Below are 23204 nucleotides of genomic sequence, written 5' to 3'. Positions count from 1 at the left end.
AGGGCAAAAAGCAGACCAGGCGCCCTTTGGTCGCAACCAATGGAATCGGCAACCCGGCCAAGGTATCACCATGGACACGCTCACCGTCCAGCTTGGCGTCGCCTTGGCGATAGGACTGCTTGTAGGTTTGGAACGGGGTTGGCAGGAGCGCGACGCGCCGGACCGCAGCCGCACCGCCGGCATTCGGACCTTCGGCATTGCGGGACTTCTTGGCGGCGTTGTCGCGGCACTAGCCGAAGTACTCAAAGCGATGCCGGTCCTGATCGCCGGGTTCCTCACCTTCGCCGCCATCTTCGCTTGGTATAAGGCCCGCGAGGCCGCGCATGATGAGGACTTCAGCGTCACGACCGTCGTCGCGGGACTGACGGTCTTCGCACTTGGCGCGCTCTGCGTGGCAGGCGATTTGCGAGTTGCGGCCGCGGCAGGCGCGGCGCTTGCGGCGCTTCTTGCGAGCCGAGATATGCTGCATGGGCTGCTGAAGCGCCTGACCTGGGTGGAACTTCGGTCAGCCTTGGTTCTAGCCGTCATGACTGCGGTCGTATTGCCGCTCCTGCCAGACCGCACTTTGGATCCCTGGGGCGGCTTCAACCCCTGGGAGATCTGGCTGCTGACGGTTCTGATGGCGGCGATCTCTTTCGCTGGCTACGTCGCCGTTCGCATGGTGGGGACCGCACGGGGCCTGATCGTCTCCGCGCTCGCCGGCGCGGTCGTCTCGTCTACTGCCGTCACCTTGTCGCTGGCTCGCTCGGCCAACGCGGCGCACAATCCGTTGCCTTTTGCCGGTGCGGCTTCGCTGGCGGCTATGGTTTCGATCCTGCGTGTCTGCCTCGTCATTCTTGTACTGGCACCAAGCGTGGCAGCGTTGATCGTGGCGCCGGCGCTGGTTGCTGCCCTGGCGTTCGCCGTTTGTGGAACGTTCGCGGTGGCACTCAAGCGCCAGAAGCTCGGTGAACCTGCCGCGGCGCGCAACCCGTTTGAGGTGGTGCCGTTGCTGATCTTTGCGTTGATGTTCGCGTTCGTCTCGACGGTGAGCGCCGCGTTGGCTTCACAATTCGCAGAACAGGGCCTGCTGGTCAGTTCTGCCATTTCGGCGGCGTTCGATGTCGACGCCTCGGTGCTCAGCGCATTGCGGCTGGTCGAGCATTCGATCCCGGTAGAAGCGGTAGGGGACGCGGTGCTGATGGCGCTGATCGCCAACGCGATCGGTCGCTTGTGCTTGGCCGGGTTTGCTGGCCCGACGAGATTCTGGCTGCCACTGGCCGGCATGACCTTGACCGCGGTGTTTGCTGGTTACTGCGCCACGCGTTTCGTTTAGTGCCCCACGCTCGGCACCGGAACCAGATTTGACCAACGTCAAGGCCGCAGTCCGACTTTCCTGCTGAAGTCCTCCCACTGTTCACTATTCGGGAGGGCATCATGTCCACGACAGAAATCAACATTCCAATCCGCGAGGCCGCGACCTCGGTTTCCACGAAGCTGCGGCTGGGAGCGTTGACCGCGCTTGTAATCGGCTCGATGGTCGGCTCAGGTGTCTTTAGTCTGCCCCAGAACATGGCGGCTGGCGCCGGGCCGCTGGCAATCCTGATCGGTTGGGCCATCACGGCCGTGGGAATGCTCGCGCTCGTGTTCGCATACCAGTCGCTGGCGGTTCGCCGGCCCGAGCTCGATGCCGGCCCCTACGCTTATGCCAAGGCCGGCTTCGGCCCCTTCATCGGCTTCAACAGTGCCTGGGGCTATTGGATCAGCGCATGGGTCGGCAATGTGTCCTACGCCGTAATCGTCTTCAGCGCGCTGTCGTACTTCGTTCCCGCCTTCGGTGATGGGAACACATGGCAGGCGGTGCTCGGCGCATCGATCCTGTTGTGGATCATTCATTTCCTCGTTCTTGCAGGCATTCGCCAGGCTACAATCGTCAATACCTTCGTGACCGTGGCCAAGATCGCTCCGGTGGTCCTTTTCGTCGGGGTTGTCGCGGTCGCCTTCAAGCTCAACGTCTGGTCGCTCGATTTCACCGGGCTCGGCAACGCTTCGCTCGGTTCGATCGCCGCTCAAGTGAAGAGCACGATGCTGGTGACGCTGTGGGTCTTCATCGGCATCGAAGGCGCCAGCGTCTTCTCAGCCCGTGCAGAGCGGCGCAAGGACATCGCGACCGCGACGGTGCTCGGCTTCTTCACGTGCCTGGCGCTTTACGCGCTGGTCTCGCTGCTTTCGCTCGGCATCCTCAGCCAACCCGAACTGGCCGCCCTGAAGAACCCATCCATGGCGGGCGTGCTGGAGGCGGTTGTCGGGCCTTGGGGCGCGGTGCTCATCAATCTTGCGCTCGTCGTCTCGGTCGTCGGCGCCTTCCTCAGCTGGACCCTGCTTGCCGCCGAGATCCCGCATGTCGCCGGCAAGGACGGAACGATGCCGAAGTTCTTCGGCCACGAGAGCGAGCGTGGCGTCCCCTCGACCTCGCTGCTCATCACCAATCTGCTTGTCCAAGCCTTCCTGGTGATCACCCTCTTTGCGCAAAGCACCTACCAGGCGCTTTTCTACATCGCCTCGGCGGCAATTCTCGTTCCCTACATCTTCTCGGGCGCCTTTGCCGCGAAGCTTGCACTGACCGGGGAGAGCTACGAGAGCGGCGAGCGGCGTTCGGGCCCTCTCTTCGCCGGCGTGCTGGCAACGATCTACGGGCTGTGGCTCGTCTATGCGGCGGGGCCTGCGTATCTGTTCATGTGCGCCATCCTTTATGCACCGGGCATCATCTTCTACATCTGGGCCCGCCGTGAGGCCAATCAGCGCGCCTTCCACCCGATGGAGGCCATCATCGCAGTCGCGCTCGTCGCCGTCGCAATCCTTGCCGTCTACGAGATGTGGACCGGCGCCGTCAGCGCGCTTTGAGAGGCGGTCCGATGGCAAACCTGGGGGTTTATTCGGAAGTCGGTCGCCTGCGCGAGGTGATGGTCCACAGGCCGGATCTCAGCCTGCGCAGGTTGACACCGGACAACTGCAAGTCGCTGCTGTTCGACGACGTGCTTTGGGTGAAGCGCGCGCGCCAGGAGCACGACGTTTTCGTCGATGCCTTGCGTGAGCGCGGCGTGGTGGCTCATTCGTTCGGCGATCTCCTCGCCGAGACCATGGAGATCGGCAAGGCTCGTGACTGGCTGCTCGATCGCCGGGTGCACGCCGGCGTGGTTGGCCTTGACATGGTCAACGAGATGCGAGGCTGGCTGAACGAAATGTCGGCCGGCCTGCTGGCAACGTGTCTGGTCGGCGGTATCGCTCGCGCCGAGCTGCCGTTCGAGCCCAAGGGTTTGACTGGAAGAACGCTTGCGCCTCAGGACTTCGTCCTGCCGCCATTGCCCAACCAGCTCTTCACTCGCGACAGCTCCTGCTGGATTTATCGCTCCATGTCGGTCAACCCGATGTATTGGCCCGCGAGACGACCCGAAGCCGCGAACGTCGAGGCAGTCTATCGCTTTCACCCGCACTTCCGCGACAGTGGTATTCCATTCGTATCGCCCCAGGCAGGAACAGGTATCAGCCTGGAAGGCGGCGACGTCATGCCGGTCGGCGGCGGCGTCGTTCTCGCCGGGATGGGAGAGCGCACCACGCCGCAAGCAGTCGGCGATCTCGCCCGCAGTCTGTTCGCAGCCGGCGAAGCCACACATGTCATCGCGGCGCTGATGCCCCGCGACCGCTCCTTCATGCATCTCGACACCGTCTTCACGTTCTGCGACCGGGATCTTGCCACCATGTATCCGCCCGTGGTCGACAGGCTGCGCACCTTCTCGATCCGGCCCGGAGACGGCGATGCCGCGGTCGAGGTCAGGGAAGAGAACACCGCCTTCACAAAGGTCGTGGCAGAAGCGGTCGGCCTGAAATCGCTGCGCATCATCGCCACCGGCGGCGACCGCTACGAGGCCGAGCGCGAGCAATGGGACGACGGCAACAACGTCGTCGCGGTCGAGCCGGGTGTCGTCATCGGCTACGACCGCAACGTCTACACCAACACGCTTCTGCGGCGCGCCGGTATAGAGGTGATCACCGTCGAGGGCGCCGAGCTAAGCCGCGGCCGCGGCGGCGGTCATTGCATGACCTGTCCCGTCGCACGCGACCCCATCTGAAAGGACACCCAATGTCGATCAACCTGCATGGCCGTTCGGTGCTCTCGCTGGATGACCTTTCTGCCGAGGAAATCCGCTTCCTCCTGAAGCTGGCCGCCGATCTGAAGGCTGCCAAGCAGGCGGGGCACGAGATACCGCGCCTAGTTCGCAAGAACATCGCCCTCATCTTCGAAAAGGATTCGACACGCACACGCACCGGCTTCGAGGTGGCGGCCTATGATCAGGGCGCCCACGTCACCTATTTCGGTCCTTCCGGCAGCCATATCGGGCACAAGGAGTCCATGAAGGACACCGCGCGCGTGCTCGGGCGGATGTACGACGCGATCGAGTATCGCGGCTTTGCCCAGCACCAGGCCGAAATGCTGGCGGCGCACGCCGGCGTGCCTGTGTACAACGGCCTGACGGATGAAGCGCACCCGACACAGATTCTCGCCGATTTCATGACGATGCGCGAGTTCACGCACAAGCATCTGTCTGACATGACCGTCGCATTCGTCGGCGAGGGACGCGACAATGTCGCCAAGTCGCTGGCATTGGGAGCCGCCAAGGTCGGCATCGACATGCGCATCGCATCGCCGAAGGAGCTGTGGCCAGACCAGGAGTTCTGCAACCATGTCAAGAAACTCGCTGAGCGCAGCGGGGGCCGCTTCCGGCTCGATCAAGACATGAAGGGCTGCGTCCAGGAGGCCGACTTCATCTACACCGACGTCTGGATGTCGATGGGGGAGGACAAGTCCGGCTGGCCGGAACGCATCCGTCTTTTGACGCCCTATCGGGTGACGAAGGAAGTGATGACGGCCAGCGGCAATGCGCATGTGAAATTCATGCACTGCCTGCCGGCATTCCACGATACCGACACCGAAGTCGGCGCCTATGTCGCGCGCGAATTCGGCATCGACTGCATGGAGGTGACCGACGAGGTGTTCGAGTCCGGCGCCTCGGTCGTCTTCGACCAGGCGGAGAACCGCATGCACACGATCAAGGCGCTGCTCGTCGCCACGATCGGCAACTGACATGCTGATCGTGACGGCCCTCGGCGGGAACGCGCTGTTGCGGCGCGGCGAACCCATGACCGCCGAAAACCAGCGCAACAACGTCAAGCGCGCCGCGTCCGCCCTCGCCGCGCTGATCGGCGAAGGCCATTCGCTCGTGATCACGCACGGCAACGGTCCGCAGGTCGGCCTGCTTGCGCTACAGTCGGCTGCTTCACCGGATGGGGCTTTCCCGCTCGACGTTCTGGGCGCCGAGAGTGCAGGCATGATCGGCTACATGATCGAACAGGAGCTCGCCAACCTCGCTTCCCAGAGACTATACGCCACACTGCTGACGCAGGTGAAAGTCGACCCGCACGATCCTGCATTTTCACATCCGACAAAGCCGATCGGGCCGTTCTATGATGAAGCGTCAGCAAGACGGCTTGCAGCAGAGCGCGGCTGGTCCATAGCGCCCGATGGCGAAAAGTGGCGCCGGGTCGTGCCCTCCCCCCGTCCGATCGAAATTCTGGAGGCGTCCGTCATTTCCTTCCTCGTCGAGCACGGCGTCATCGTCGTCTGCACCGGTGGCGGCGGCGTTCCCGTCATAGCGCGCGAAGATGGCGGTATGGTCGGCGTCGAAGCTGTCATCGACAAGGATCTGGCCAGTTCGCTGCTGGCGCGCCAGCTGAAAGCCGACATGTTGCTGATGCTCACGGATGTGGACGCAGTCTATGCGGGCTACGGCACGTCGGATGCCCGCGCGCTGCGCAATGTCGGAGCCACGGAGCTTTCAGGGAAGGATTTCCCTGCCGGCTCGATGGGACCCAAGATCAGTGCCGCGACCGAGTTCGTCCAGGCGACCGGCAATCCCGCGGCGATCGGCCGGCTGGAGGACGCGGTGGAGATCATAAAGCGGCGCCAGGGCAGTTGGTTCGAACCCTAACCGCTGCGTGGCTCAGGAAGTCTTGGCTACCCCGACAACGTAGTTCTTGCCGTAGGCGGCCGCACATTTTGGACAGGTCGTGTAGAAGAAATACACATCGCTTGCCTTGGTGTTGCGCTGGCGTGCGAGGTCGAGCATTTCGTCATGCCATTCTCGCGTCTGCTCGAACGCTCCCTCGAACACTTTAGTGACGAATTCGCCCCTCAGCGTGGTCATCTCTTCGTCTGGGACTGATTTCGCAACCGAGAAAAGATGCTCGCTGGTCCAGGGCGACAGATCGCGGCTGAGAACGATGTGCTGGCCATCGGCGGAGGCGCCGGCATTGTCGATGTGCTCGCTGACACGCGCGAAGACATTGCCCATGTTGACCGGAACGTGCAGCACGCTGTGCGTTGTCGCCCTCAAGAACGGCTTGTCGGCGAAGTGCAGTTGCTGATCGTCCCAGCCGCCCGGGTTGAATTTGGGGCAACAGCCCGTCGTGTTGATGCTGGCGTCATAGTGCGGTGTTTCGTTCGTCCGCATAGCTACCTCCTGAGGTGAGCAGACGGCAGCAGAGCAGCCAAAGACCTTGGCAGCATTGATCCCGGTCAACACGGCAGATGTGTCGCCACTACGCAATTGATGCGCATCAAAGCCGGTCGGCTACAGCGGAGCTATCTGAATCGGTTTGACACCTGGAAAGCCTATGGCTCACAAACAAACGCTCAGCGGCACGGCAAAACGATCCTGCGCGCGCACGACTCAGCTTGCCGACGCTTTGCGGGCCACGCTCGGTCCGCGATCGAAGTCCGTTCTGATTGAAAGGACGTGGGCGCGCTGATCGTCTGCAACGATGGGGTGACGATCGCCAAACTGTATCGATTGAACGGCTCCCGTCTTGCTCCCGACAGGGACGCTTTCTTCGCAACGGCTAAGTTGATGTGCATCAATGCCTGGGCTGGCCGGCACGCGCTATTGTTGCAGCAAATGATGGAGTCGGAGGCAAAGAAAAATGAATCAGGAGATTAGAAACAAGATCGAGACGCTGTTGGATCAGCATCGGATCATGACGATCGCAACTCTAAGGCAGGACGGTTGGCCACAGGCGACGACCGTCGGTTACGTCAACGAAGGCCTTACTCTTTACTTCCTCTGCGGTTTAGACAGTCAGAAGGCGCATAATCTGGCTGGAGATAATCGCGTATCTCTGACTATCGACCATGATACGCCGCAGGTGATGGAAATCACAGGACTTTCCATGGCGGCGCGCGCGCAGCCGGTCACAGATCGGAACGAAGCGGAAAGGGTTCTGAAGATGCTGCCGGACAAGTATCCGCCGCAAACCACCCTGCCCGGGCCGATGCCGACCCCGGAGCAGGTCCGCATTTTCCGCGTAATGCCAACGGTGATCTCCGTACTCGATTACTCAAAGGGTTTCGGCCACACCGACCTGGTCACCTGCTGAGTTCCATTGCGATAATGCCTGACGAGTGGGTAAATTGGCGTCATTGGCATCCGAAATTCCGATTGTGCAGCGGATCGGCTGGCCCGCGCGGCGGATGTTGCGTCACGGTTTCATGCGATTCGATGACGGGATCAGGCCCGCGCCGGCTAGAAACATGCGGATCGCTTTGCGAACTTGCTGCGCCTGTCCAACCAAAAGATGTCCACCGGTGTCATAGACGACCAGCCTTGCGCCCTGGATCTTAGCGGCTGCGAATTCGGCTGCAGGGAGCGTGTTGAACAGGTCGTCGCGCGCGGAGATGATTATCGTCGGTGCAGTGATGTGTTCCAACGGCAGCTCGTGCAATTCGGGGGCGCTGTCGATATTGATTCCAGGGAAGCGCAGCGACAGCGGTTCAATGTCCCTGATGAAGCTCATAACGCGGTCCTGCTCGGCCTGGGGCGCAGCCGCCACCAGCGCCGGTCGAACGCCGACAAAGCGAATGAGTATCGACGGTGCGATAGTCTCGGCTGCCCACCAGGCGAAATCGCCGCCCGCATTGACGGCCCAGAATGCGAACTTGTTGCCGCGGCCCACGTCAATCGACACTGGACTGGTCGGCGAATAAAGGGCTGGGACGACCAGAATGAGAGCGGCGACCCTGTCCGAGTGGCGGAGTGTCAGCTCGACCGCTGAACGGGCGCCTGCGGAAACGCCGACAACTACCGCTTTGGGAATGTTCAGTTCAGAAAGCAGCGCCCCGTGCGCATCGCCCTGCGCGGCTGCTGAGCGGTCTTGCGGAACGGGCGTGCGCAGATAACCGAAGCGCGAGGGCGCGACAACCCGAAAGCCCTCGCCCACAAGATCGGCAGCAAGGGCAAGGCCTTGGTCAAAGCCACCGCCGGCGCCATGGATAGAGAGCAGCGGAATGCCCGCACCGTTGTCGGCGTATTCGATCGGGCCGATGTCGAGGTTGGCCACTCGGCTGCCCCGGCCGACGGCGTCGCGCAATCGACCAAGTTCGTTCCTGTAGAGCAAGAAAGCCAAACCGGACGCTGTCGCCATAGCGATGAGCATGACCAGCAAGAAACGAACATTTCTACTCATTTGCAAAAACTTCACCAAGGATTTGGCGTGGGCCTACAGTTGGGACCACCCAATTCGGCTTTTGCGGCGGGAGGCCACGGTCAAGGAAAACGCGATGACACCGCTGACGAGAAGCAACCAGTCTTGCGGCATGCCGAGAAGGAACGCAGCACTTCCTCCTATCAAGGACCAGATCAGTGGAATTGCAAACAACCCCGGCGACACAGGCGGCTTCGCGAGGAGGAAGAATCCGAGCGTGAAGATCGTCACCGGACAGGGCGTGACACCGAACACTGGCATCTCAGGATATGCATGGCCCGTCCAAATGCCGAGAAGGGGGTAGAGGACGGCCGCATAGACGATCAAACTAATCCCCACGCTGGCGGCAGTTCCAGAATAAACCCGGAAACTCAGCTGACCCTTGCCGACGCCGGCATAGCCGAGCACTGCTGCCTGAGCGACGAACAGGGCTGCGAAGATATATGCCGCCGAGTTGATCTCGGCGAAATGAAGCCAATGATAGGCGGCGCCCGTCCATAGCCACATTACTGCCAAAATAGCGGCGATTAGGCGGTCCGCCATTCGCGGTCGCCAAATCAGCAGGACCACGGCGAGGATGCCAATCGCAAATGCTGCCAGTTGCACTGGCCAGATGGCTTCATTGTAAGCGACTAGGTTGCCAAGAAACTGACCGCGCGAGAAGGGTAACATCGGGTATGTCTCCGAGCTACCTCACCATAGCCTTGATAGCGGCCACTCCATTGATCTGGCTCAATTCAATGCCCTCGCAATTTGGTGGGCAGTTGGGGCTTGGGCAACCGCCGTCGTGTCCACACGTCATACCTGCTGATGTGAGAGCACAACGAATCAGCATGATTGCGGCAAATGCTGCTCTGGAGGGTATGAAATTAAGGCAAGCGCAGATTCGGAAGAACGCCTTCATTTGCTCCGCCCAGCGGACTCTTCCCACGCGCTATGGCAGCGCTGTTAGTTTGGCGGATCGGAGGCACGCATGGAGGCCCGCGAGCGACAGGCGGAAACCTTCACGGCGCTGCCGCGGGTCCGTCTTCGTGATGTCGGTGTCGAATTGCCAGGGCGCCTGTAGGCGCCATGGAAGCGTCTACCGCAAGGAACGCTTCGCCGACGTCTTGCCGGCATGACGCGCGCGCCGCTGGTCATAGCTGATGGTCACAGCGCGCAGGCGGTTTGATTGACGGTCCTTCACCGCGGCGCCTGCCCGGTCATCCAGTCAGGCACCCGAACGGAAGCGATATTTCAGAAGCTCGAGCGCACCGACCAGTCCGAATCCGGCTGCCAATACGAAGACAAGCTCGCGCAGACCTGGCTGCCGGAATTGGAAAAGTTCGCTGGCGGTCGGCCATAGAAGCACCAACCCAAGAACAAGCGCATCCATAGTGGCGACCGCAACTAGGGTGAGATTTGGCCGGCCAAGCGCTGCGATCAACGAGGCACCGAAAGCACGATTGACCAACACCAAACCAAGGATGCTGACCACCAAAGCACAAAAGGTCAGAGCGCGGATCTCGCTTTCTGGGATACCCGAACGAAGGCCTAGCAGAAAGATGGTGGCGACGATAGCCAATGCCAGCACACCCTGAGCCACACTCCAACCCATCAATGGACCTGTAAGCAGTGCCTCTTTCGGGTCCCGCGCTGGCCGCTTCATTATGTCTTCTTCCTCGGCCTCCGCTTCGAAGACGAGTGAGCAGACCGGGTCTACCACCATTTCCAGAAAAGCGATGTGGATTGGCCCGAACAGAATGGGCAGACCAAACAGCAAGGGCATCAAAGCGAGCCCTGCGATAGGTACGTGCACCGCGAAGATGAAGCTCATTGCCTTTCGCAAATTGTCGTAAATGCGCCGTCCGAGCCTAATTGTCTTGACGATCGAACCGAAGTCGTCGTCCAGAAGGACGATAGAGGAGGCTTCACGCGCAACGTCCGTGCCGCGCCCGCCCATGGCGATACCGATATCCGCAGCCTTCAGCGAGGGAGCATCGTTGACGCCGTCCCCAGTCATGGCGACAACTTCGCCGTTCGCTTTCAGCGCATTTACGATGGCCAGTTTCTGGTCGGGCATAATTCGCGCAAACACGGTCGTCGTCTTCACCGCTCTGCAAAGCTCTGCTGGGCTCAGCGTCCTCAGCTGTTCTCCGGTAACGACATTCGCGGCATCCAGTCCGGCCTCCTGCGCTATAGCCTTTGCGGTTGCAGGATAATCTCCGGTGATCATGAGCACACGGATACCCGCCGATCGGCAAGAGGCCACGGCGTCCCGAACCTCCGGCCGCAGCGGATCGGCGAGCCCGACCAGCCCTACAAATTCGAAATCAAAGCCAGTTTGCTCGTCGGCCAACCTGCTCTCGGCATGGCTCGCGCGCGCCACCCCCAGGACTCTTAGTCCCTCAGCCGCCATGGCATCAGCGTCATTTCGGATCGCGAAAGACCGTTCTGCGTCCAAGCGACAAAGCTTCAGGATCGCTTCCGGCGAGCCTTTGGCGGCGACGAGGCAATCCGGATCGCCGCTCCTTCGCCAGACGTTCGACATTGCCAGCAGCTCCGGTCGGAGTCCGTAGGAGCGAACCAGCTGCCGGTCGCTTACGCCGGTGCGCTTCGGCAGTCTTTCAGCCGCCAGCTCGTAAAACGCCTTTTCCATCGGATCGAACGGAACCTCGGCACTCGCAAGAACACCAAGTTCTACCAGGTCGCGGAATGCCTCGGGTACGACGTCTGAGGTCTTCAGAAGCGAGAAGACGCCGTTCGGCGTTCTCAACTCCGCAACGGCCATCTGGTTCTTGGTCAGCGTTCCAGTCTTGTCGGTGCACAGGACAGTCGCGGATCCAAGCGTTTCAATTGCCGCGGCTCGGCGGGTCAGCACTCGCACCTGGGATATGCGCCAGGCGCCCATGGCCATGAAAATCGTCAACACTATCGGAAATTCTTCCGGCAGCATCGACATGCCCAAAGCGATGCCCGCCAATATCCCGTCAAGCCATCCGCCTCGCAGCCAGCCATATAGCAGCACCGCCAAGACGCTGACGGCAGCGCCAGCCAAGGCGAACAATTTTACAAGATGCCTTGTCTGCATTTGCAGACGAGGCGCCTCACTTTCCAAGCTGCTCAGCGCCTGTCCGATTGCCCCGATTTCCGTTCGTGCTCCAGTCGCCGCCACCTCACCGACGCCCGAGCCGCGAACAACAAGCGACCCGGAAAATACGGCGGGCACGTCATCGCCGCCCGGCTGGTGTTTGGCCGTCCGGTCTAGCGGCATGGCGGCCACCTTTCTCACCGGGACGGACTCGCCGGTGAGCAAGGATTCGTCGACTTGAAGATCGCGGCTTTGGACAGGCAGGAGATCGGCCGGGACACGATCTCCCTCGGCAAGCATGACGATATCGCCTCGCACCACCTCGCGACCTGCAACGCGTAGGCGTTCACCGTCGCGCACGACCAGGGCGCGGGGGCTTGTGAGATCGCGAAGGGCCTCTAAGACGCGTTCCGTGCGCGCTTCCTGGACAATGGTTATTGCAATCGACAAAGTCGCGAAACACAGCAAGATCAATGCCTCATGCGGATCGCCAAGCAGGAGATAGACCGCGCCACCACCCAGCAGGAGCGCAAGCATCGGCTCGCGCACGATCTCGATGGCAATTCTCAACGGTGTGCGTCGTCCGGTTCTGGGTAGCTCGTTCGGCCCCTCAGCCAGTAGCCTGGTGCGCGCCTCGGCCTCGCTCAGGCCCCAAGAGGTAGCGGCGGCAGGTTTCATTTTACGTGCTCGATGCTTGGTTGCGGCCCTGGGCATTCGCTTAGGTCCAGATCTTCGAGGGTTGGGCTTCGCTTAGTGCGACATCAACACCGGCAAGCGCAGGTCCGAAAGTATTCCCTCGGTTGCTCCTCCGAGCACAAAGTCTCGGATACGAGAGTGGCCCCATCCGCCCATAACAAGGAGGCTGCCATTGATCCTTATGGCATGGTCCTCGAGCGCGGCGCCGATTTCGTTGTCGACGGCATGGATCGACTCGGCTTTGACCCGTAGGCCCCGCGCCGCCAGACCATGCGCCAGCCGATCGCCAATATCTTCGCTCGGCAGAACTTTCTCATCCGTCACAGTGATGATCGATATTGTCGATGCCCGTTCCAGAAACGGTTTGGCGTCGGCGACGGCCCTTGCGGCCACGCGGCTACCATCCCAAGCAATCACCACATGATCGAGGGCACCCACATCTTCGTCGCCCGGAAGAATCAAAGTCGGCCGACCGGAGCTGAACACGACCTCCTCCGCGGTCATGCGGCTGGACTCGGTATCCCGCGCCCATCCAACCATGCAGAGGTCAAAATAGCGCCCCTCTCCGGCGGCAGCTTCCCCGATGAAGGCCGGCTGCGCTCTCAACTCCTGACTGGTCAGTGTGATGTTGCATCGCGCTGCTTCCGCCGCGACCGTGCCAAGCAAAGCCTTGCCACGTTTCCTGCTGGCCGCGTTGACCTCGCGAATCTTTTCGGGGAGGTCGAGCAGCAAGCTGGACAAAGCGTTCGAAACGTCTGGAATGTCGACGTTGATTACGGCCGCATCCAGCTTGGCGCCGAGCTGGCTGGCCACCGCCACTGCGTTCGATACTACCTTCGGCCCAGGCGGATCTGGATACGTCGGCAAGAACAGGGATGCTAACAGCTGCATAACCTTATCCTCCTTCGATGTTACGCCCACTTCGTGGACGTAGAGTGTTGTGGCTGTTCAGTTCGACAGCAGTCTGTGGAATGATCCCGATCTGAGCAGGGATCGCGTCGCGCCTCCGAGTGCCCATTCACGGAACCGACTGTGTCCGTAGCCTCCGGCCACTATCAGGTCCGCCCCGAGGTAATCGGCAAAGACTGTAATGGCATCGCCTGCCGACAACTCTTCGCTCTCCATCACTTGGGCTCTGGCTTTCACACCGTGTTTCATCAGGAAACGCACGACGTCGGCCGCGCCGTCTCGGGCGGCGAGCGTCTCTTCCTCGGCAGTACTGAAAACGGTCACCTCCTTGGCATTGCGCAAGAAAGGCATCGCATCGACTACCGCCCGCCGCGATTCACGGCAGTCCTTCCAGGCGACCATCACCCTTTCGCCTTTGAGCGCTGCGAGGCCGTCGGCTGCAAACAGAACCGGCCGGCCCAGGGACAGCACCAACGCGCCAGGATCTACGGTCCTTTGGTAGTCGCCGGCGGCTGCCGCGGCCGGCGCCCCGGTGATCACCAGATCGGCCGCGCGTGCATGCAGGGCAACGGCGCTGGTGGGATCATCCAGTTCCGCGCGCCATGAAGCGCGCTCGTCGTTGCCGGCCACGGCGAGGAACTCGTCCCTTAGCCTTTTGATGCGCTCCTCGACTTCGTGGGATCGCTGACGCAGGACCTCTGCCACCAACGGCGAGGACTCGCTTGGCGATACCAAGGCGGAAGGCTCGGCCGCTGCCACAGCGATCAGATCCGCCTCGAACTTCTTCGCGATCTGCTGTGCAAAGAGCAGGCGTGGCGTGGCCGGAGCATCGATGTCGAGCTGAACAAGTATCGTCGTGTAGATCATGTCCGGACTCCTTCGAGGCCGGTAGCTCAGCATGAGCCAGAGCTCCATGCTTTGATGCACGTCAACTTCCTTCAGCGGAGCACGACGAGCCGGTGGCATCCAGGCCAAGATGATCCCTGAGAAGCGGATTAGGAAGAGGCCGACCAGGCGATCGGAAACGAACCGAGACGCGTTGGATCGCGCGAGTTGCCTATCCATAGAGGCTGGTGGCGCTGAAGGTGGCCGCAGCGGCTAACAATGTCCTAGCGTTACTACGGCTCACGGAATCACGACGTACTGGATACCGCCGGCATGGAAGATCCCGAGCAGCAGCAGCCTGTCGATCCTTTTGGAGGACTGCGCCACCTGCGTGGCCGAGTGCACCGCTTGCTGATCGACGCTGACGATGAAATCGCCGGCGATCAACCCGGCCTGAGCAGCGTGGCTCTCGGGGTCGACAGCGAGGATCTCCGCGCCGTCCGCCTGGCCATAAGCTGCAGAATCGGGCGAGATATCGGCCAAGGCTACCCCGGCAAGCAACCCCTCGCCCTTGACCAGCGCCGTGCTGACTGTGTTTGCTTCCTGGAGCTCCACCGGCAACTCGAGCACCTTGTTGTGCCGGTCGATGGTGAGCCTGGCTTTTGCGCCAGCGCCGAGCAGTCCAAGCGCTGTTCGAAGGTCAACGTCACTGCGTATCGGTTGACCGTCCACGGCAATGACCACATCGCCAGTAAGGATTCCGGCGCTGCTTGCCGCAGACCCTGTCATAACCCGGCTGACGAGCGCGCCAGCGGAAATCTTCAACCTGAAGGCCTGGGCCAGCAACGGCGTTAGATCCTGTATGAGCATGCCCAGTTCCCCGCGCCTGATCTTTCCGTGGGCGATCAACTCGCGCACCGCGTCCTTTGCCATATTGGATGGAATCGCAAAGCCTATCCCGACATTGCTCCCGGCCGGTCCGAAAATGGCGCTGTTGATACCCACCAGCTCGCCCTGAAGGTTCACGAGGGCACCCCCCGAATTACCGGGATTGATCGACGCATCGGTCTGGATGAAATTCTCCAGACCGTCGGAACCAAGGCCCGACCGCCCTAATGCGCTGACAATGCCCATGGTGACGGTCTGGCTGAGACCAAAAGGATTTCCGACAGCGGCAACGTAGTGGCCGACCCTGAGCTCGCTCGAGTCCCCCAGCCGCATTGAGGTGAGCCTGTCGGCCTTTATCTGCACGACAGCGACATCGGTCGGCTGATCCATGCCGATCACCTTGGCCGAAAACGATCGGTGATCCGGCAGGGTCACCGTGATCTCGTCGGCGTTTTCAAGCAGATGACTGTTGGTCAAGACATACCCGTTGTTTGCGTCGACGATCACGCCTGAACCGGCTACCTGAAACGAGCGTTCGCTTGCCGAGGGTTGCTCCGGAAGTCCGAAGAATTTTCGCAGGAAAGGATCGGACAACATCGGATCGGGTTCGGCGTTGCCCCTCCCCTGGATGGCAATGCTGACGACGCTGGGAACAACGCGTTCCAACATTGGAGCCAGCGATGGCATCTCGTTGCCAACGTGAGACGGGTCAGCCGCCCAACCGACGGAGAATGTAGGCAGGAGCCAGCTACCTGCAAGGATCAGCGCTGCGCTGAGAGCTCTGCATGCTGCGCCGGCCGAACGGTGACCTCTCTTCATCGGCTCAGACTCCTGATGTATGCGACAATCGCTCCGATCTGTTGAGGATCAGCGACAAATTCCGGCATGTCGGGATGACCTGTCGATATCCCTTCCGCCAACGCTTCTTCCAGATCCTCGATCGGATAACGCAGGTGCAACAGGCGAAAGGGCGGTGCGTCGGGATGCGTACTCTTGCCGGCCGGGCCAATTGCGTGGCAACGGGCGCAGTTTGCTTCCACGAGCTTCTTGCCATGGGCGATCTGCAGACCGTCTTGCGCCCAGGCGGATGACCCGCCAGCACAGGCGACCATAAGCGCGACAATTCTCGATACCGTCGGACGTTTCATGACTTCCTGAATAAGCGACGAATGGGCGCTCGACCTTGATTTGGCGCAAACCGGCGAAGCCGTCCCCGCTCGACCATGCGCAGCGCTGCCCAACCGTTCTCAAGTCGCCAGGTATGGCGAGACGATGGGCACATATTCAGGTCGCAAACGTTGCGGCGGCCATGTCGTCCATAGCTGCCTTCGCCTCATGGTGGACCTGGCCGGCGGTGTCCGAGGCAAGTTTGGCCCAATGTAGACGAATTTTCCCGCCTCGTTCGCTTAGTCGAATGACGCGTTCTGGATGGAGTCAACGACACGTCGAACGCATCGACGATTTCGTCACCGCCACTCAACGTCTCAAGAAGTCTCAGGTCATCGCCTCGGTGAGCGCCGAACATTTTATCGTGACGGAAGGCGATCCCCTCTAGACCTGGTCAGCGAACGCAAACAAGAACCCCACCGGCCGAAGCCGATGGGAAGACTGGAAATGATGGCAGGGGATTAGAGGGGGAGCGCCTGTGCTATCTGAAGGTAGAGCAGCACCCCGAGAGCTCCGGCCAATAGGAAAATCAGACCGGTCAGAACTTCGGAAGCGGTGCGCGGCAGCCTCACGGCTTCGGTCCTTTCAGCTGGTCCACTATCTGCATCAGTGCCAGTAACAACCCCGCAACGGTCAAAATGATCCACACCGATGTGGAGCCCAGCCAGCGCAGGCGCGTCCAGAGTTGAACGACGGCGAACCCAGCTTCGAAATGGTCCTCGTCCAGATCAAGAAATTTATCGAGCCGATCGCGCCGGACAGGATCCAGCCGGCCCGCCCAGATGAGGGCCTCGCGTTGCTTGCTGTCGAGGCGATCGAGCCAGAGGATCGTCTCCGGGTCGAGTTCGCGAAGACGCTGAGGAAACACTCCGCTCATTTCACGAGGGCCTGGATGGTATCGCCCTTGGCGTGGTTGAGCCGAACGCAGTCCCCGAGCCGGCGGCGATCTTCCGCATGCAGCCTAGTCTCCTCCTCCGTCGAGACGAAGCGATGGGGGATGTCGACCACGCCGACGCAATCCTGCATCGCGCTCGGATCGACGTGTGCGGTCGGCTTCGGCACCAGGCTATCGACCGATGGCGTCGAGGCGCTCTGACACCCCTGCAGAGATGCCATCAGGCTTGCAGCCAGAAGGATTGGTCGAAACGGGCGGTGCATTGTCTTGGTCCTTCTGCGCGCGCACCAGCTCGGCTATGCGGCCGGCGTCGCTATGCTGCTTGTCGATGTAGGCTTGTGCCGCGGCGTCGATGTCCTGCTGCCGCGTCTTGTTGTCGGCCGCCTGAGCGATGGCGGCGAGCTTGATCTTCTCCTGCCACAGCGCGTCCTCCGCCTTTTGGCCGGCGGCATATTGTCGATCGACGCGGCCGTCGACCAAGCCGGCCAGGGCCGGCCCGACATAAGGGATGTCGCGGAGCGGCCCAATCGGCACGCCTTCGTAGAAGAAGATGATGCCGCCGGCGACGATGATCGGCAGGCCAAAGCGCGACGTCGCGAAGACGAGGAACGGCCCGAGATATGGGATAGCGTAGAGCGGGTTCACTGTTGGCCCACCATGCACAGCGCCTTTTCACGCTTGCGACGTTCGAAGAGGCCGCGCAGGATTCTCCGGCCGGCCCTGTCGAACCACGTCAGGGCTTGGCAGCCGCCCGCGACATCACCAGCGTTGAGGCGGCGCGTTGCAGTGCTCTTGCCTGCCCCGGCGGGACCGACGTTGAAGGCAAGCGACGTGTAGGCCGCATCACGCGTCGCCGGCAGGCGAATGTCGATCGTCGACGGAGTGAAATAGCGGTGCAGGCCGGTGCGATGCTGGGCCACCTCGATCTTAAGAAGGTCGAGGCACTGCTGGTCGTTCAGCAGCATGTTGGCGTGGACGCCTCGCGTCGAGCCGTAGCAGATCGTCCAGATGCCGACGGCATCGCGGTAGGCGTGGTTGCTCTTGCCCTCTTCCTTAGCGATGAACGGCACCGCGATCGCAAGCGTCTGCGCCTCGGTTGCCGGACTGTCATTGAGCGAAGCGGCGCTGGATGGCCACGCGAGCAGCAGCGCCAATGCGAAGACGATCGCCGCGACGGCTACGATGCGGAGCCATTCCTTCCATGGCGACAGCCCCTGCTGGTAAACCCGCCCGACGATGCCGGCGAGCAGCAGCAGCACACCGAGCCACCAGGCGACATTCGGGTCATAGTCCTGCCCGGTCACGTGATACCAGAGCTCCGGCAGCACGAGCACTGCGAGGCCGAACACCTGCATCCAGAAACTCAGAGACAACAGCACCACGCGGCGCACGTCAGCGACGAGACGCATAACACTTCCTTTCCGCCCTAGAGGACAGCTTGATCAGATGAGAACGAGGACTCGAGTCGACGCCGGCGTGCGTGCCCGCCGTCAGAGCAGCGCGGCGGCCGTGAAGAACGCGTCGATCTGGGCCGACGTGTAGCCGAGCGCGGCGAAGCCGGTTTCCATCATCGGCTCATTGCGCACGAAGCTTCCACTGTATTCGAAGGCGTCTTGCACCTCGACAGGCTGCGTTCCGATCCAGGCGATGACCTGGGCGCGCAAACCGGCAACGCTTAGTTGGAAGTGGAATTGCCGAGCCGACACGCTTTCCGGGACAACGGCAGGCGGTGCCGGGGGAGCACTGAACACGCCATTGCTATAGGTGCCGCCGATATAGCCCGGCTCCGCGAGCGGGACGATCGCGAAGCCGTCGAGCGTGAAGGTCGGGTCGCCCTCGATGATGTTGACGACGTCGGTGCCTTGGATGACTGCCAGTTGCATGAATGCGGTCCTTATTTGAACTCGAGTATGAGAACGACGCCGGGCGCGCCAGCACCGCCAGCGCCAGCGCTGTACGAACCGCCGCCGCCGCCAGCGCCGTATGCCTGCGCGGCCGCGCCGGCATTGTGGCTGTTAGCGGTCTGGCCGCCCGCGCCGCCGCCGCCCCAAAAACTTGCGCCGCCCTCGCCGCCTTGAGAGTTGCCGGTCGCATTGGTGCCGGAGCCGCCGTCGCCGCCGCCGAGGTTGAGCGTGCCGTTGGCTGCCGTGCCGCCCCGGCCACCGAGGCTCTGAGAGGCTGCGGCAGAGCCACCGTTCGCAGTGACAGTGCCGAATGCGGATGATCCACCTGCGGCGCCGGCAGCGCCGCCCGAACCAATTGTAACGGTCTGTGCCGAGACACCGTTCATGAAGAAGATGGCCGTGGCGCCAGCGCCACCGCCGCTTTCACTGCCGCTGCCCGTGCCCGTCGTGCCGCCAGCGCCGCCGCCCGTCACGAAGACGATTGCACGGCTTGCGCCTGCGGTCGGCGTATAGGTGCCCGAGGCAGTCTTTACCTGGACGTTGACAAGCGAGCCGGCAGAAGCGGTCGCCGCAGCGGCCGCCGCAAATGCCGTGCTGGCGATCTGCGCGCTGCTCGTGCCTGCCGCTGCAGTCGGCGCGGTGGGCACGCCGGTGAGTGCAGGGCTCACCAGCGTCTTGTTGGAGAGCGACTGCGCCGACGACAGGTCAGTGACGATCGTCGTGTCGATCGCGAACTGCGTGCCCGCCAGGGTGAGGCCGTTCCCGGCGGTGTAGGAACCGACCCCCGCCGTCTGCGCGAACGTGATCGGGTCGGTGCCAATGACCGGGTTTTCCTTGGCATTCTGCGTCCAGGTCGTGGCGCCCTGCGTCGCTCCAGCCGTCACGAACGTCTGGTCGCCAAGATCGATGTCGGCGGAGAGATTGTAGTAGGTCGCACGCGTCAGGACGAATGGCGCGCCTGCGCTACCGGTCGCCGTCACCGTGTAGATGCCGTTCTGGAACGACGAGGCCTGGTTCTTGACCAGGATCACGTCGTTGAGGTTCGCGGCGACGCCATCGACCGTCAAAGCACCGTTGGCAGAGGCGGTGAGCGTGGCACCGACGCCGGATGCTCCGTTGGCATAGGTGACCGCCGGAAGCGCGGTGGTCGTGGCCAGCCTGGTCGCCGGCAGCGTCGTGGTGGCGAAGATCGCTGCCTGCACATAGGCCGTCGTCGCCAACTTGGTCGAGTTGTCGCCCGGCGTCTGCGTGACGGCGGTCGAGGCCGTTCCGAGAGCAACGGTCGGGTTCGTGGCGAAGACAAGCGGACCGCTACCGGTCTCGTCGACCATCGCCGCGGCGAGCTGCGCGCTCGTGCCGCCGGCAAGGAACGCCAGCATGTTCGCGGCAAAGCCCGAAACGTCGCCGATTGCCGGCTGAGCGAACGTCGGGTTGCCGCTGGTGTCGACTCCGGTCCCGAACTGATGGGGTGGAGCCGCCGCAGATTTTACGCCACCAAGGGCCACGGGCTGCGGCGTAGGTAGGTCAGCCCCGATCAGCGCTCGGAATGCGGGCACTCCGCTTCCGAAGGCTGGAGTAGCCAGGATGAGGTTGGGGAACTGCGATGCGAGTGAGATCCCGCTGTCCGCAAGGGCAGTGCCGCCGGTCGCCGAGAAAACGGGAATGTCGCCCACCACGGAGTTCGACGGCCCGACGATGGTGCCGTTGGCGATCGGTCCGATCGTTTGCCCGCCGATCTGGAAGAAGAGCCCAAAGATGGTCATCCAGATCTGGCCGTCGACCGGCACTCCCGGAGCAGCGCCAGGAGGGATGCTGAATCCAGCGCCGTTGGCCGTGGAAGCCTGGGTGTTGAGCGGCCCTTGCATCGTGTCGCCGCCCCGGTTCACCGGGGTATAACCGAGCGCGTCCTGCTTCTGCGAGAACAGGTAGCTCCACTGGCCAGCGGTCAGGACGTTGCCGTAGCTGAAGGGATTCATTTGCCCCAATCCGAATGTGTATGAGTGGTCGGCTTACGAGAGGGCGACGATGCGACGATCAGTCGAATTCGAAGATGACGACCACACCGTTGCCACCGGCCCCGCCTGCGCCGCCGCCGTCGCCACCACCGCCGCCGCCGCCGAGAGTGCCCGGACCGCCGGGCACCTGGACACCGGTCGAAGGAGTTGCGCCGCCGTAGCCGCCGCCACCCCAGAACGAGGTGCCACCGCAACCGCCTTCATGGCCGGAACCAGGCGATCCGCCGCCGCCGTGGATCAAGAGGGTCCCGGCGGTTCCGGTCCCCACCCCTTGGCCGCCCGCGCCAAATGAATTGGTGCCGCTGGAAGAACCGCCAATGCCGCCGGTAGCGACGGCAAGAGCGCCGAAAGAGGTTGTCCCGCCGGAACCGCCGATGAGATCGGAACCAGACGATGGATTGGGGACGCCGCCGGCGCCGATGGTGACGGTCTGCTGAGAGACGGCACCGAAATAGACCGCCGTTCCGCCCGCGCTTCCGCCGCCGCCAGTGAAGCCGTTTGCCGTGGCATTGCCGCCGCCTGCGCCACCTGCGCCGGTGGCAAAGACGAGCATGCTCTTGGCGCCAGCCGTCGGCGTGTAGGTTCCGCTCGCTGTCATGACGCGCATGGCCTTCATCGCGCCAGGGAGAATTGCGGCGAGCGCCGAGAGCGTGACCTCGCGGTCCGCACCGTCCGCCACCACATGCAGTGGAAGGCTGTCGTTCAAGGAAAGTGCGCCGGTGGGTGCCGGCAAAGTCGTGATGCTCAGCGAAAGGACCTGCTGATCGGTCGCGGCAAGGCCCGCGTTGGCCGCCACGGTCACCGCCGGGTTAAGCAGACGGAACGACGTCGTCGCGTTGTTGAACTCAAGGATTCCCATGGCGCTGGCTGGCCATTGCTTTGCCGTCAGCGCGGTCCCGTCCATGTTGACGATAGGATGGGTGCCCAGCCCGTCAATGTTGCCCGTCATGGCGCCGTTGTTGTCGAAAGCGGACTTCTGGACGACGAAGATCTGCCCGTCCACATAAGCGCTCGGCGCCGGCAGGACCGTGGCGGTGCAGACATTGGCCGAGCCCGCATCGGTACCGACCATGATGGGCGCGGATGCAGCTCCGAAGTTGACCCAATTCGCGCCGCCCGTATCGGGGTCGGACGTATTGTCGTCGGCGGTGCTCAGCCAAACGACGCCAGTCGCCGCGCCAGCCAGCAACGCGCTCTTGGGATACCCGCCGATCGCTGCCGAGAAGGCCGGATCGTAGGGGACCAGACCGCCTGCATTCTGCCACTGCGACCATTGCGTGATCTGCTGCAGAATGCCGTTCATGTCCTGGCCGAACGGCGGCACGCCGCCGGATCCGACCGGCAGGAAGTTGAGTGGCGGAAAGCCGTCGGTTAGTGAGGCCGCGCCATTCACAATCCCGATCTGCGAGCCGAGCGGGATGGAGCGGATGTAGCTCGGGCTCGCCGAAGCTCCCCAAGCTACGGGGAACTTGGCAGGCAAGGCGGAAAGCTTCATGGAGGGATCCTTAGATGATGACGACCGACGCCTTGACGCCGGTCGGCTTCGGCAAGACGCCGGAGTTCTGGACGATCGCGAGTTCGACAGGGGTCAGCTGGAAGGCGAAGGTGTAGGTCATCGTCATCGTCTCGATCGGCGAGCCCGCGTAGAACGATGCCTGGTTGAAGCCGACGGAGTTCAGCGATTCCTCGAAGCCGAACCATGTCCCGTAATTGCCGCCCTCGGTAATGTAGGCGTTGCCCCTGTTGGGGAAGAGGCTGAGCAGGATCTGGTTGATCGCCGGAATCGAGCCGTTGGTGATGTTGGCTGCAGCCTTGGCGAAGATGAGCCGGCGGTATGCCTCGTCCGACAGCGCGAAATTCGAGGTGAGCGGAGCGCCGGAATAGAACGCGCCTTGCCCGAACGGATCGGCACCCGGCTTAGCCTCATCGAAGCCGAACCAGTCCCCGGTCGTGACCTGCAAAACCCGGCTGACGCCGACGATGCGGCCCCAGACGTCGAGCCCGTAGCCCTGCGCCGTGTCGACGTTCCAGATGTAGTCGAAGAACGCATCGAAGTTGGCCGCCTGGTCGAGATACGAGAAGATGTTCCCAATCAGCTGCGTCAGCGTGGGCGCATTCGCATACTGGCTGATGACAGTGCGCCAAACGTCGAAAGGCGGGAAATCGCCGATCGGGCTGATGCCAATGGCGAATTGGCCAAAGCCGTTCGGTATCCCGGCCGGTGGCCTGGGATAGGGAGGTCCTGTGTCTTCCATGATCGA

The 23204-nt window shown here is 62.4% G+C and carries 22 protein-coding genes and 1 pseudogene; 7 read left to right on the top strand and 16 right to left on the bottom strand.

Annotated features, from left to right (window positions below; genetic code table 11):
• The first annotated feature begins 70 nt into the window (after nt 1–70).
• The 5 genes from P9228_RS06340 to arcC all read left to right on the top strand — a co-directional run bounded on the left by P9228_RS06340 (nt 71) and on the right by arcC (nt 6026).
• Nucleotides 71–1315: an MgtC/SapB family protein gene (locus P9228_RS06340; RefSeq protein ID WP_278052745.1), complete on the top strand. Its 1245-nt coding sequence runs from the start codon at nt 71–73 to the stop codon at nt 1313–1315.
• 101 nt (nt 1316–1416) lie between these two features.
• Complete coding sequence (gene arcD / locus P9228_RS06335) at nt 1417–2883, top strand: arginine-ornithine antiporter (RefSeq protein WP_278052744.1); 1467 nt, start codon at nt 1417–1419, stop codon at nt 2881–2883.
• An 11-nt stretch (nt 2884–2894) separates the two neighbouring features.
• Entirely contained in the window at nt 2895–4109 is a 1215-nt protein-coding gene (locus P9228_RS06330; protein WP_278052743.1) for an arginine deiminase, read from the top strand.
• A gap of 11 nt (nt 4110–4120) precedes the next feature.
• Nucleotides 4121–5122, top strand: coding sequence for an ornithine carbamoyltransferase (gene argF, locus P9228_RS06325; protein ID WP_278052742.1), 1002 nt, complete (start codon nt 4121–4123; stop codon nt 5120–5122).
• A 1-nt stretch (nt 5123) separates the two neighbouring features.
• The gene (gene arcC, locus P9228_RS06320) at nt 5124–6026 is read left to right on the top strand and encodes a carbamate kinase (RefSeq protein WP_278052741.1); all 903 of its coding nucleotides are present in this window, start codon (nt 5124–5126) and stop codon (nt 6024–6026) included.
• 12 nt (nt 6027–6038) lie between these two features.
• On the opposite strand, the gene P9228_RS06315 is transcribed toward arcC, so the two are convergent.
• Nucleotides 6039–6548, bottom strand: a complete 510-nt coding sequence (locus P9228_RS06315) for a hydrolase (RefSeq protein WP_278052740.1) — start codon at nt 6546–6548, stop codon at nt 6039–6041.
• A 163-nt stretch (nt 6549–6711) separates the two neighbouring features.
• Between P9228_RS06315 and groEL the strand changes: the two are divergent.
• Both groEL and P9228_RS06305 read left to right on the top strand, forming a co-directional pair.
• Nucleotides 6712–6890, top strand: a pseudogene (gene groEL, locus P9228_RS06310) (chaperonin GroEL); the annotation flags it as partial.
• A 127-nt stretch (nt 6891–7017) separates the two neighbouring features.
• Complete coding sequence (locus P9228_RS06305) at nt 7018–7470, top strand: pyridoxamine 5'-phosphate oxidase family protein (RefSeq protein WP_278052739.1); 453 nt, start codon at nt 7018–7020, stop codon at nt 7468–7470.
• A gap of 102 nt (nt 7471–7572) precedes the next feature.
• Here P9228_RS06305 and P9228_RS06300 read toward each other — a convergent pair whose 3' ends face one another.
• The 15 genes from P9228_RS06300 to P9228_RS06230 all read right to left on the bottom strand — a co-directional run bounded on the left by P9228_RS06300 (nt 7573) and on the right by P9228_RS06230 (nt 23198).
• Nucleotides 7573–8526 carry an alpha/beta hydrolase gene (locus P9228_RS06300; protein WP_347404262.1) on the bottom strand — a complete coding sequence of 318 codons (954 nt, stop codon included), beginning with the start codon at nt 8524–8526 and terminating at the stop codon, nt 7573–7575.
• Between the two features lie 63 nt (nt 8527–8589).
• Nucleotides 8590–9246, bottom strand: coding sequence for a DUF6064 family protein (locus tag P9228_RS06295; RefSeq protein WP_278052737.1), 657 nt, complete (start codon nt 9244–9246; stop codon nt 8590–8592).
• Between the two features lie 538 nt (nt 9247–9784).
• Nucleotides 9785–12322, bottom strand: a complete 2538-nt coding sequence (locus tag P9228_RS06290; RefSeq protein WP_278052736.1) for a cation-translocating P-type ATPase — start codon at nt 12320–12322, stop codon at nt 9785–9787.
• Between the two features lie 72 nt (nt 12323–12394).
• On the bottom strand, nt 12395–13231 hold the full coding sequence (locus P9228_RS06285; protein WP_278052735.1) for a universal stress protein: 837 nt from the start codon (nt 13229–13231) through the stop codon (nt 12395–12397).
• A 57-nt stretch (nt 13232–13288) separates the two neighbouring features.
• Nucleotides 13289–14116: a universal stress protein gene (locus P9228_RS06280; RefSeq protein ID WP_278052734.1), complete on the bottom strand. Its 828-nt coding sequence runs from the start codon at nt 14114–14116 to the stop codon at nt 13289–13291.
• A gap of 258 nt (nt 14117–14374) precedes the next feature.
• A complete protein-coding gene (locus P9228_RS06275) occupies nt 14375–15631 on the bottom strand; it encodes a Do family serine endopeptidase (RefSeq protein ID WP_278052733.1) in 1257 nt (418 codons plus the stop codon).
• Nucleotides 15632–15777: 146 nt separating this feature from the next.
• On the bottom strand, nt 15778–16074 hold the full coding sequence (locus P9228_RS06270) for a cytochrome c (protein ID WP_278052892.1): 297 nt from the start codon (nt 16072–16074) through the stop codon (nt 15778–15780).
• Between the two features lie 623 nt (nt 16075–16697).
• On the bottom strand, nt 16698–17006 hold the full coding sequence (locus P9228_RS06265) for a hypothetical protein (protein ID WP_278052732.1): 309 nt from the start codon (nt 17004–17006) through the stop codon (nt 16698–16700).
• Nucleotides 17003–17191, bottom strand: a complete 189-nt coding sequence (locus tag P9228_RS06260) for a hypothetical protein (RefSeq protein ID WP_278052731.1) — start codon at nt 17189–17191, stop codon at nt 17003–17005. The genes P9228_RS06265 and P9228_RS06260 overlap by 4 nt, the downstream gene beginning before the upstream one ends.
• A 4-nt stretch (nt 17192–17195) precedes the next feature.
• A complete protein-coding gene (locus tag P9228_RS06255) occupies nt 17196–17669 on the bottom strand; it encodes a hypothetical protein (RefSeq protein WP_278052730.1) in 474 nt (157 codons plus the stop codon).
• Nucleotides 17666–18433, bottom strand: a complete 768-nt coding sequence (locus tag P9228_RS06250; protein ID WP_278052729.1) for a lysozyme — start codon at nt 18431–18433, stop codon at nt 17666–17668. The genes P9228_RS06255 and P9228_RS06250 overlap by 4 nt, the downstream gene beginning before the upstream one ends.
• A gap of 81 nt (nt 18434–18514) precedes the next feature.
• Nucleotides 18515–18907: a hypothetical protein gene (locus tag P9228_RS06245; RefSeq protein ID WP_278052728.1), complete on the bottom strand. Its 393-nt coding sequence runs from the start codon at nt 18905–18907 to the stop codon at nt 18515–18517.
• A gap of 11 nt (nt 18908–18918) precedes the next feature.
• Nucleotides 18919–20904 (bottom strand): hypothetical protein, encoded by a 1986-nt coding sequence (locus P9228_RS06240; protein WP_278052727.1) that lies wholly within the window; start codon nt 20902–20904, stop codon nt 18919–18921.
• A 58-nt stretch (nt 20905–20962) separates the two neighbouring features.
• A complete protein-coding gene (locus tag P9228_RS06235) occupies nt 20963–22267 on the bottom strand; it encodes a hypothetical protein (RefSeq protein ID WP_278052726.1) in 1305 nt (434 codons plus the stop codon).
• A 181-nt stretch (nt 22268–22448) separates the two neighbouring features.
• Nucleotides 22449–23198, bottom strand: a complete 750-nt coding sequence (locus tag P9228_RS06230; RefSeq protein WP_278052725.1) for a DUF2612 domain-containing protein — start codon at nt 23196–23198, stop codon at nt 22449–22451.
• Nucleotides 23199–23204 lie beyond the last annotated feature (6 nt).

Source organism: Mesorhizobium sp. WSM4898 (genome assembly GCF_029625845.1).
Lineage (GTDB): Bacteria > Pseudomonadota > Alphaproteobacteria > Rhizobiales > Rhizobiaceae > Mesorhizobium.
The sequence above is the reverse complement of the archived record's forward strand: the minus strand, read 5'-3'. Positions and strand labels throughout refer to the sequence as shown.

Bases quoted from the DNA above. Each gene is read 5' to 3' on its own strand.
- P9228_RS06340 (WP_278052745.1), top strand. From the start codon at position 71: ATGGACACGCTCACCGTCCAGCTTGGCGTCGCCTTGGCGATAGGACTG.
- arcD (WP_278052744.1), top strand. From the start codon at position 1,417: ATGTCCACGACAGAAATCAACATTCCAATCCGCGAGGCCGCGACCTCG.
- P9228_RS06330 (WP_278052743.1), top strand. From the start codon at position 2,895: ATGGCAAACCTGGGGGTTTATTCGGAAGTCGGTCGCCTGCGCGAGGTG.
- argF (WP_278052742.1), top strand. From the start codon at position 4,121: ATGTCGATCAACCTGCATGGCCGTTCGGTGCTCTCGCTGGATGACCTT.
- arcC (WP_278052741.1), top strand. From the start codon at position 5,124: ATGCTGATCGTGACGGCCCTCGGCGGGAACGCGCTGTTGCGGCGCGGC.
- P9228_RS06315 (WP_278052740.1), bottom strand. From the start codon at position 6,548: ATGCGGACGAACGAAACACCGCACTATGACGCCAGCATCAACACGACG.
- P9228_RS06305 (WP_278052739.1), top strand. From the start codon at position 7,018: ATGAATCAGGAGATTAGAAACAAGATCGAGACGCTGTTGGATCAGCAT.
- P9228_RS06300 (WP_347404262.1), bottom strand. From the start codon at position 8,526: ATGCTCATCGCTATGGCGACAGCGTCCGGTTTGGCTTTCTTGCTCTAC.
- P9228_RS06295 (WP_278052737.1), bottom strand. From the start codon at position 9,246: ATGTTACCCTTCTCGCGCGGTCAGTTTCTTGGCAACCTAGTCGCTTAC.
- P9228_RS06290 (WP_278052736.1), bottom strand. From the start codon at position 12,322: ATGAAACCTGCCGCCGCTACCTCTTGGGGCCTGAGCGAGGCCGAGGCG.
- P9228_RS06285 (WP_278052735.1), bottom strand. From the start codon at position 13,231: ATGCAGCTGTTAGCATCCCTGTTCTTGCCGACGTATCCAGATCCGCCT.
- P9228_RS06280 (WP_278052734.1), bottom strand. From the start codon at position 14,116: ATGATCTACACGACGATACTTGTTCAGCTCGACATCGATGCTCCGGCC.
- P9228_RS06275 (WP_278052733.1), bottom strand. From the start codon at position 15,631: ATGTTGGAACGCGTTGTTCCCAGCGTCGTCAGCATTGCCATCCAGGGG.
- P9228_RS06270 (WP_278052892.1), bottom strand. From the start codon at position 16,074: ATGGTCGCCTGTGCTGGCGGGTCATCCGCCTGGGCGCAAGACGGTCTG.
- P9228_RS06265 (WP_278052732.1), bottom strand. From the start codon at position 17,006: ATGAGCGGAGTGTTTCCTCAGCGTCTTCGCGAACTCGACCCGGAGACG.
- P9228_RS06250 (WP_278052729.1), bottom strand. From the start codon at position 18,433: ATGCGTCTCGTCGCTGACGTGCGCCGCGTGGTGCTGTTGTCTCTGAGT.
- P9228_RS06245 (WP_278052728.1), bottom strand. From the start codon at position 18,907: ATGCAACTGGCAGTCATCCAAGGCACCGACGTCGTCAACATCATCGAG.
- P9228_RS06240 (WP_278052727.1), bottom strand. From the start codon at position 20,904: ATGAATCCCTTCAGCTACGGCAACGTCCTGACCGCTGGCCAGTGGAGC.
- P9228_RS06230 (WP_278052725.1), bottom strand. From the start codon at position 23,198: ATGGAAGACACAGGACCTCCCTATCCCAGGCCACCGGCCGGGATACCG.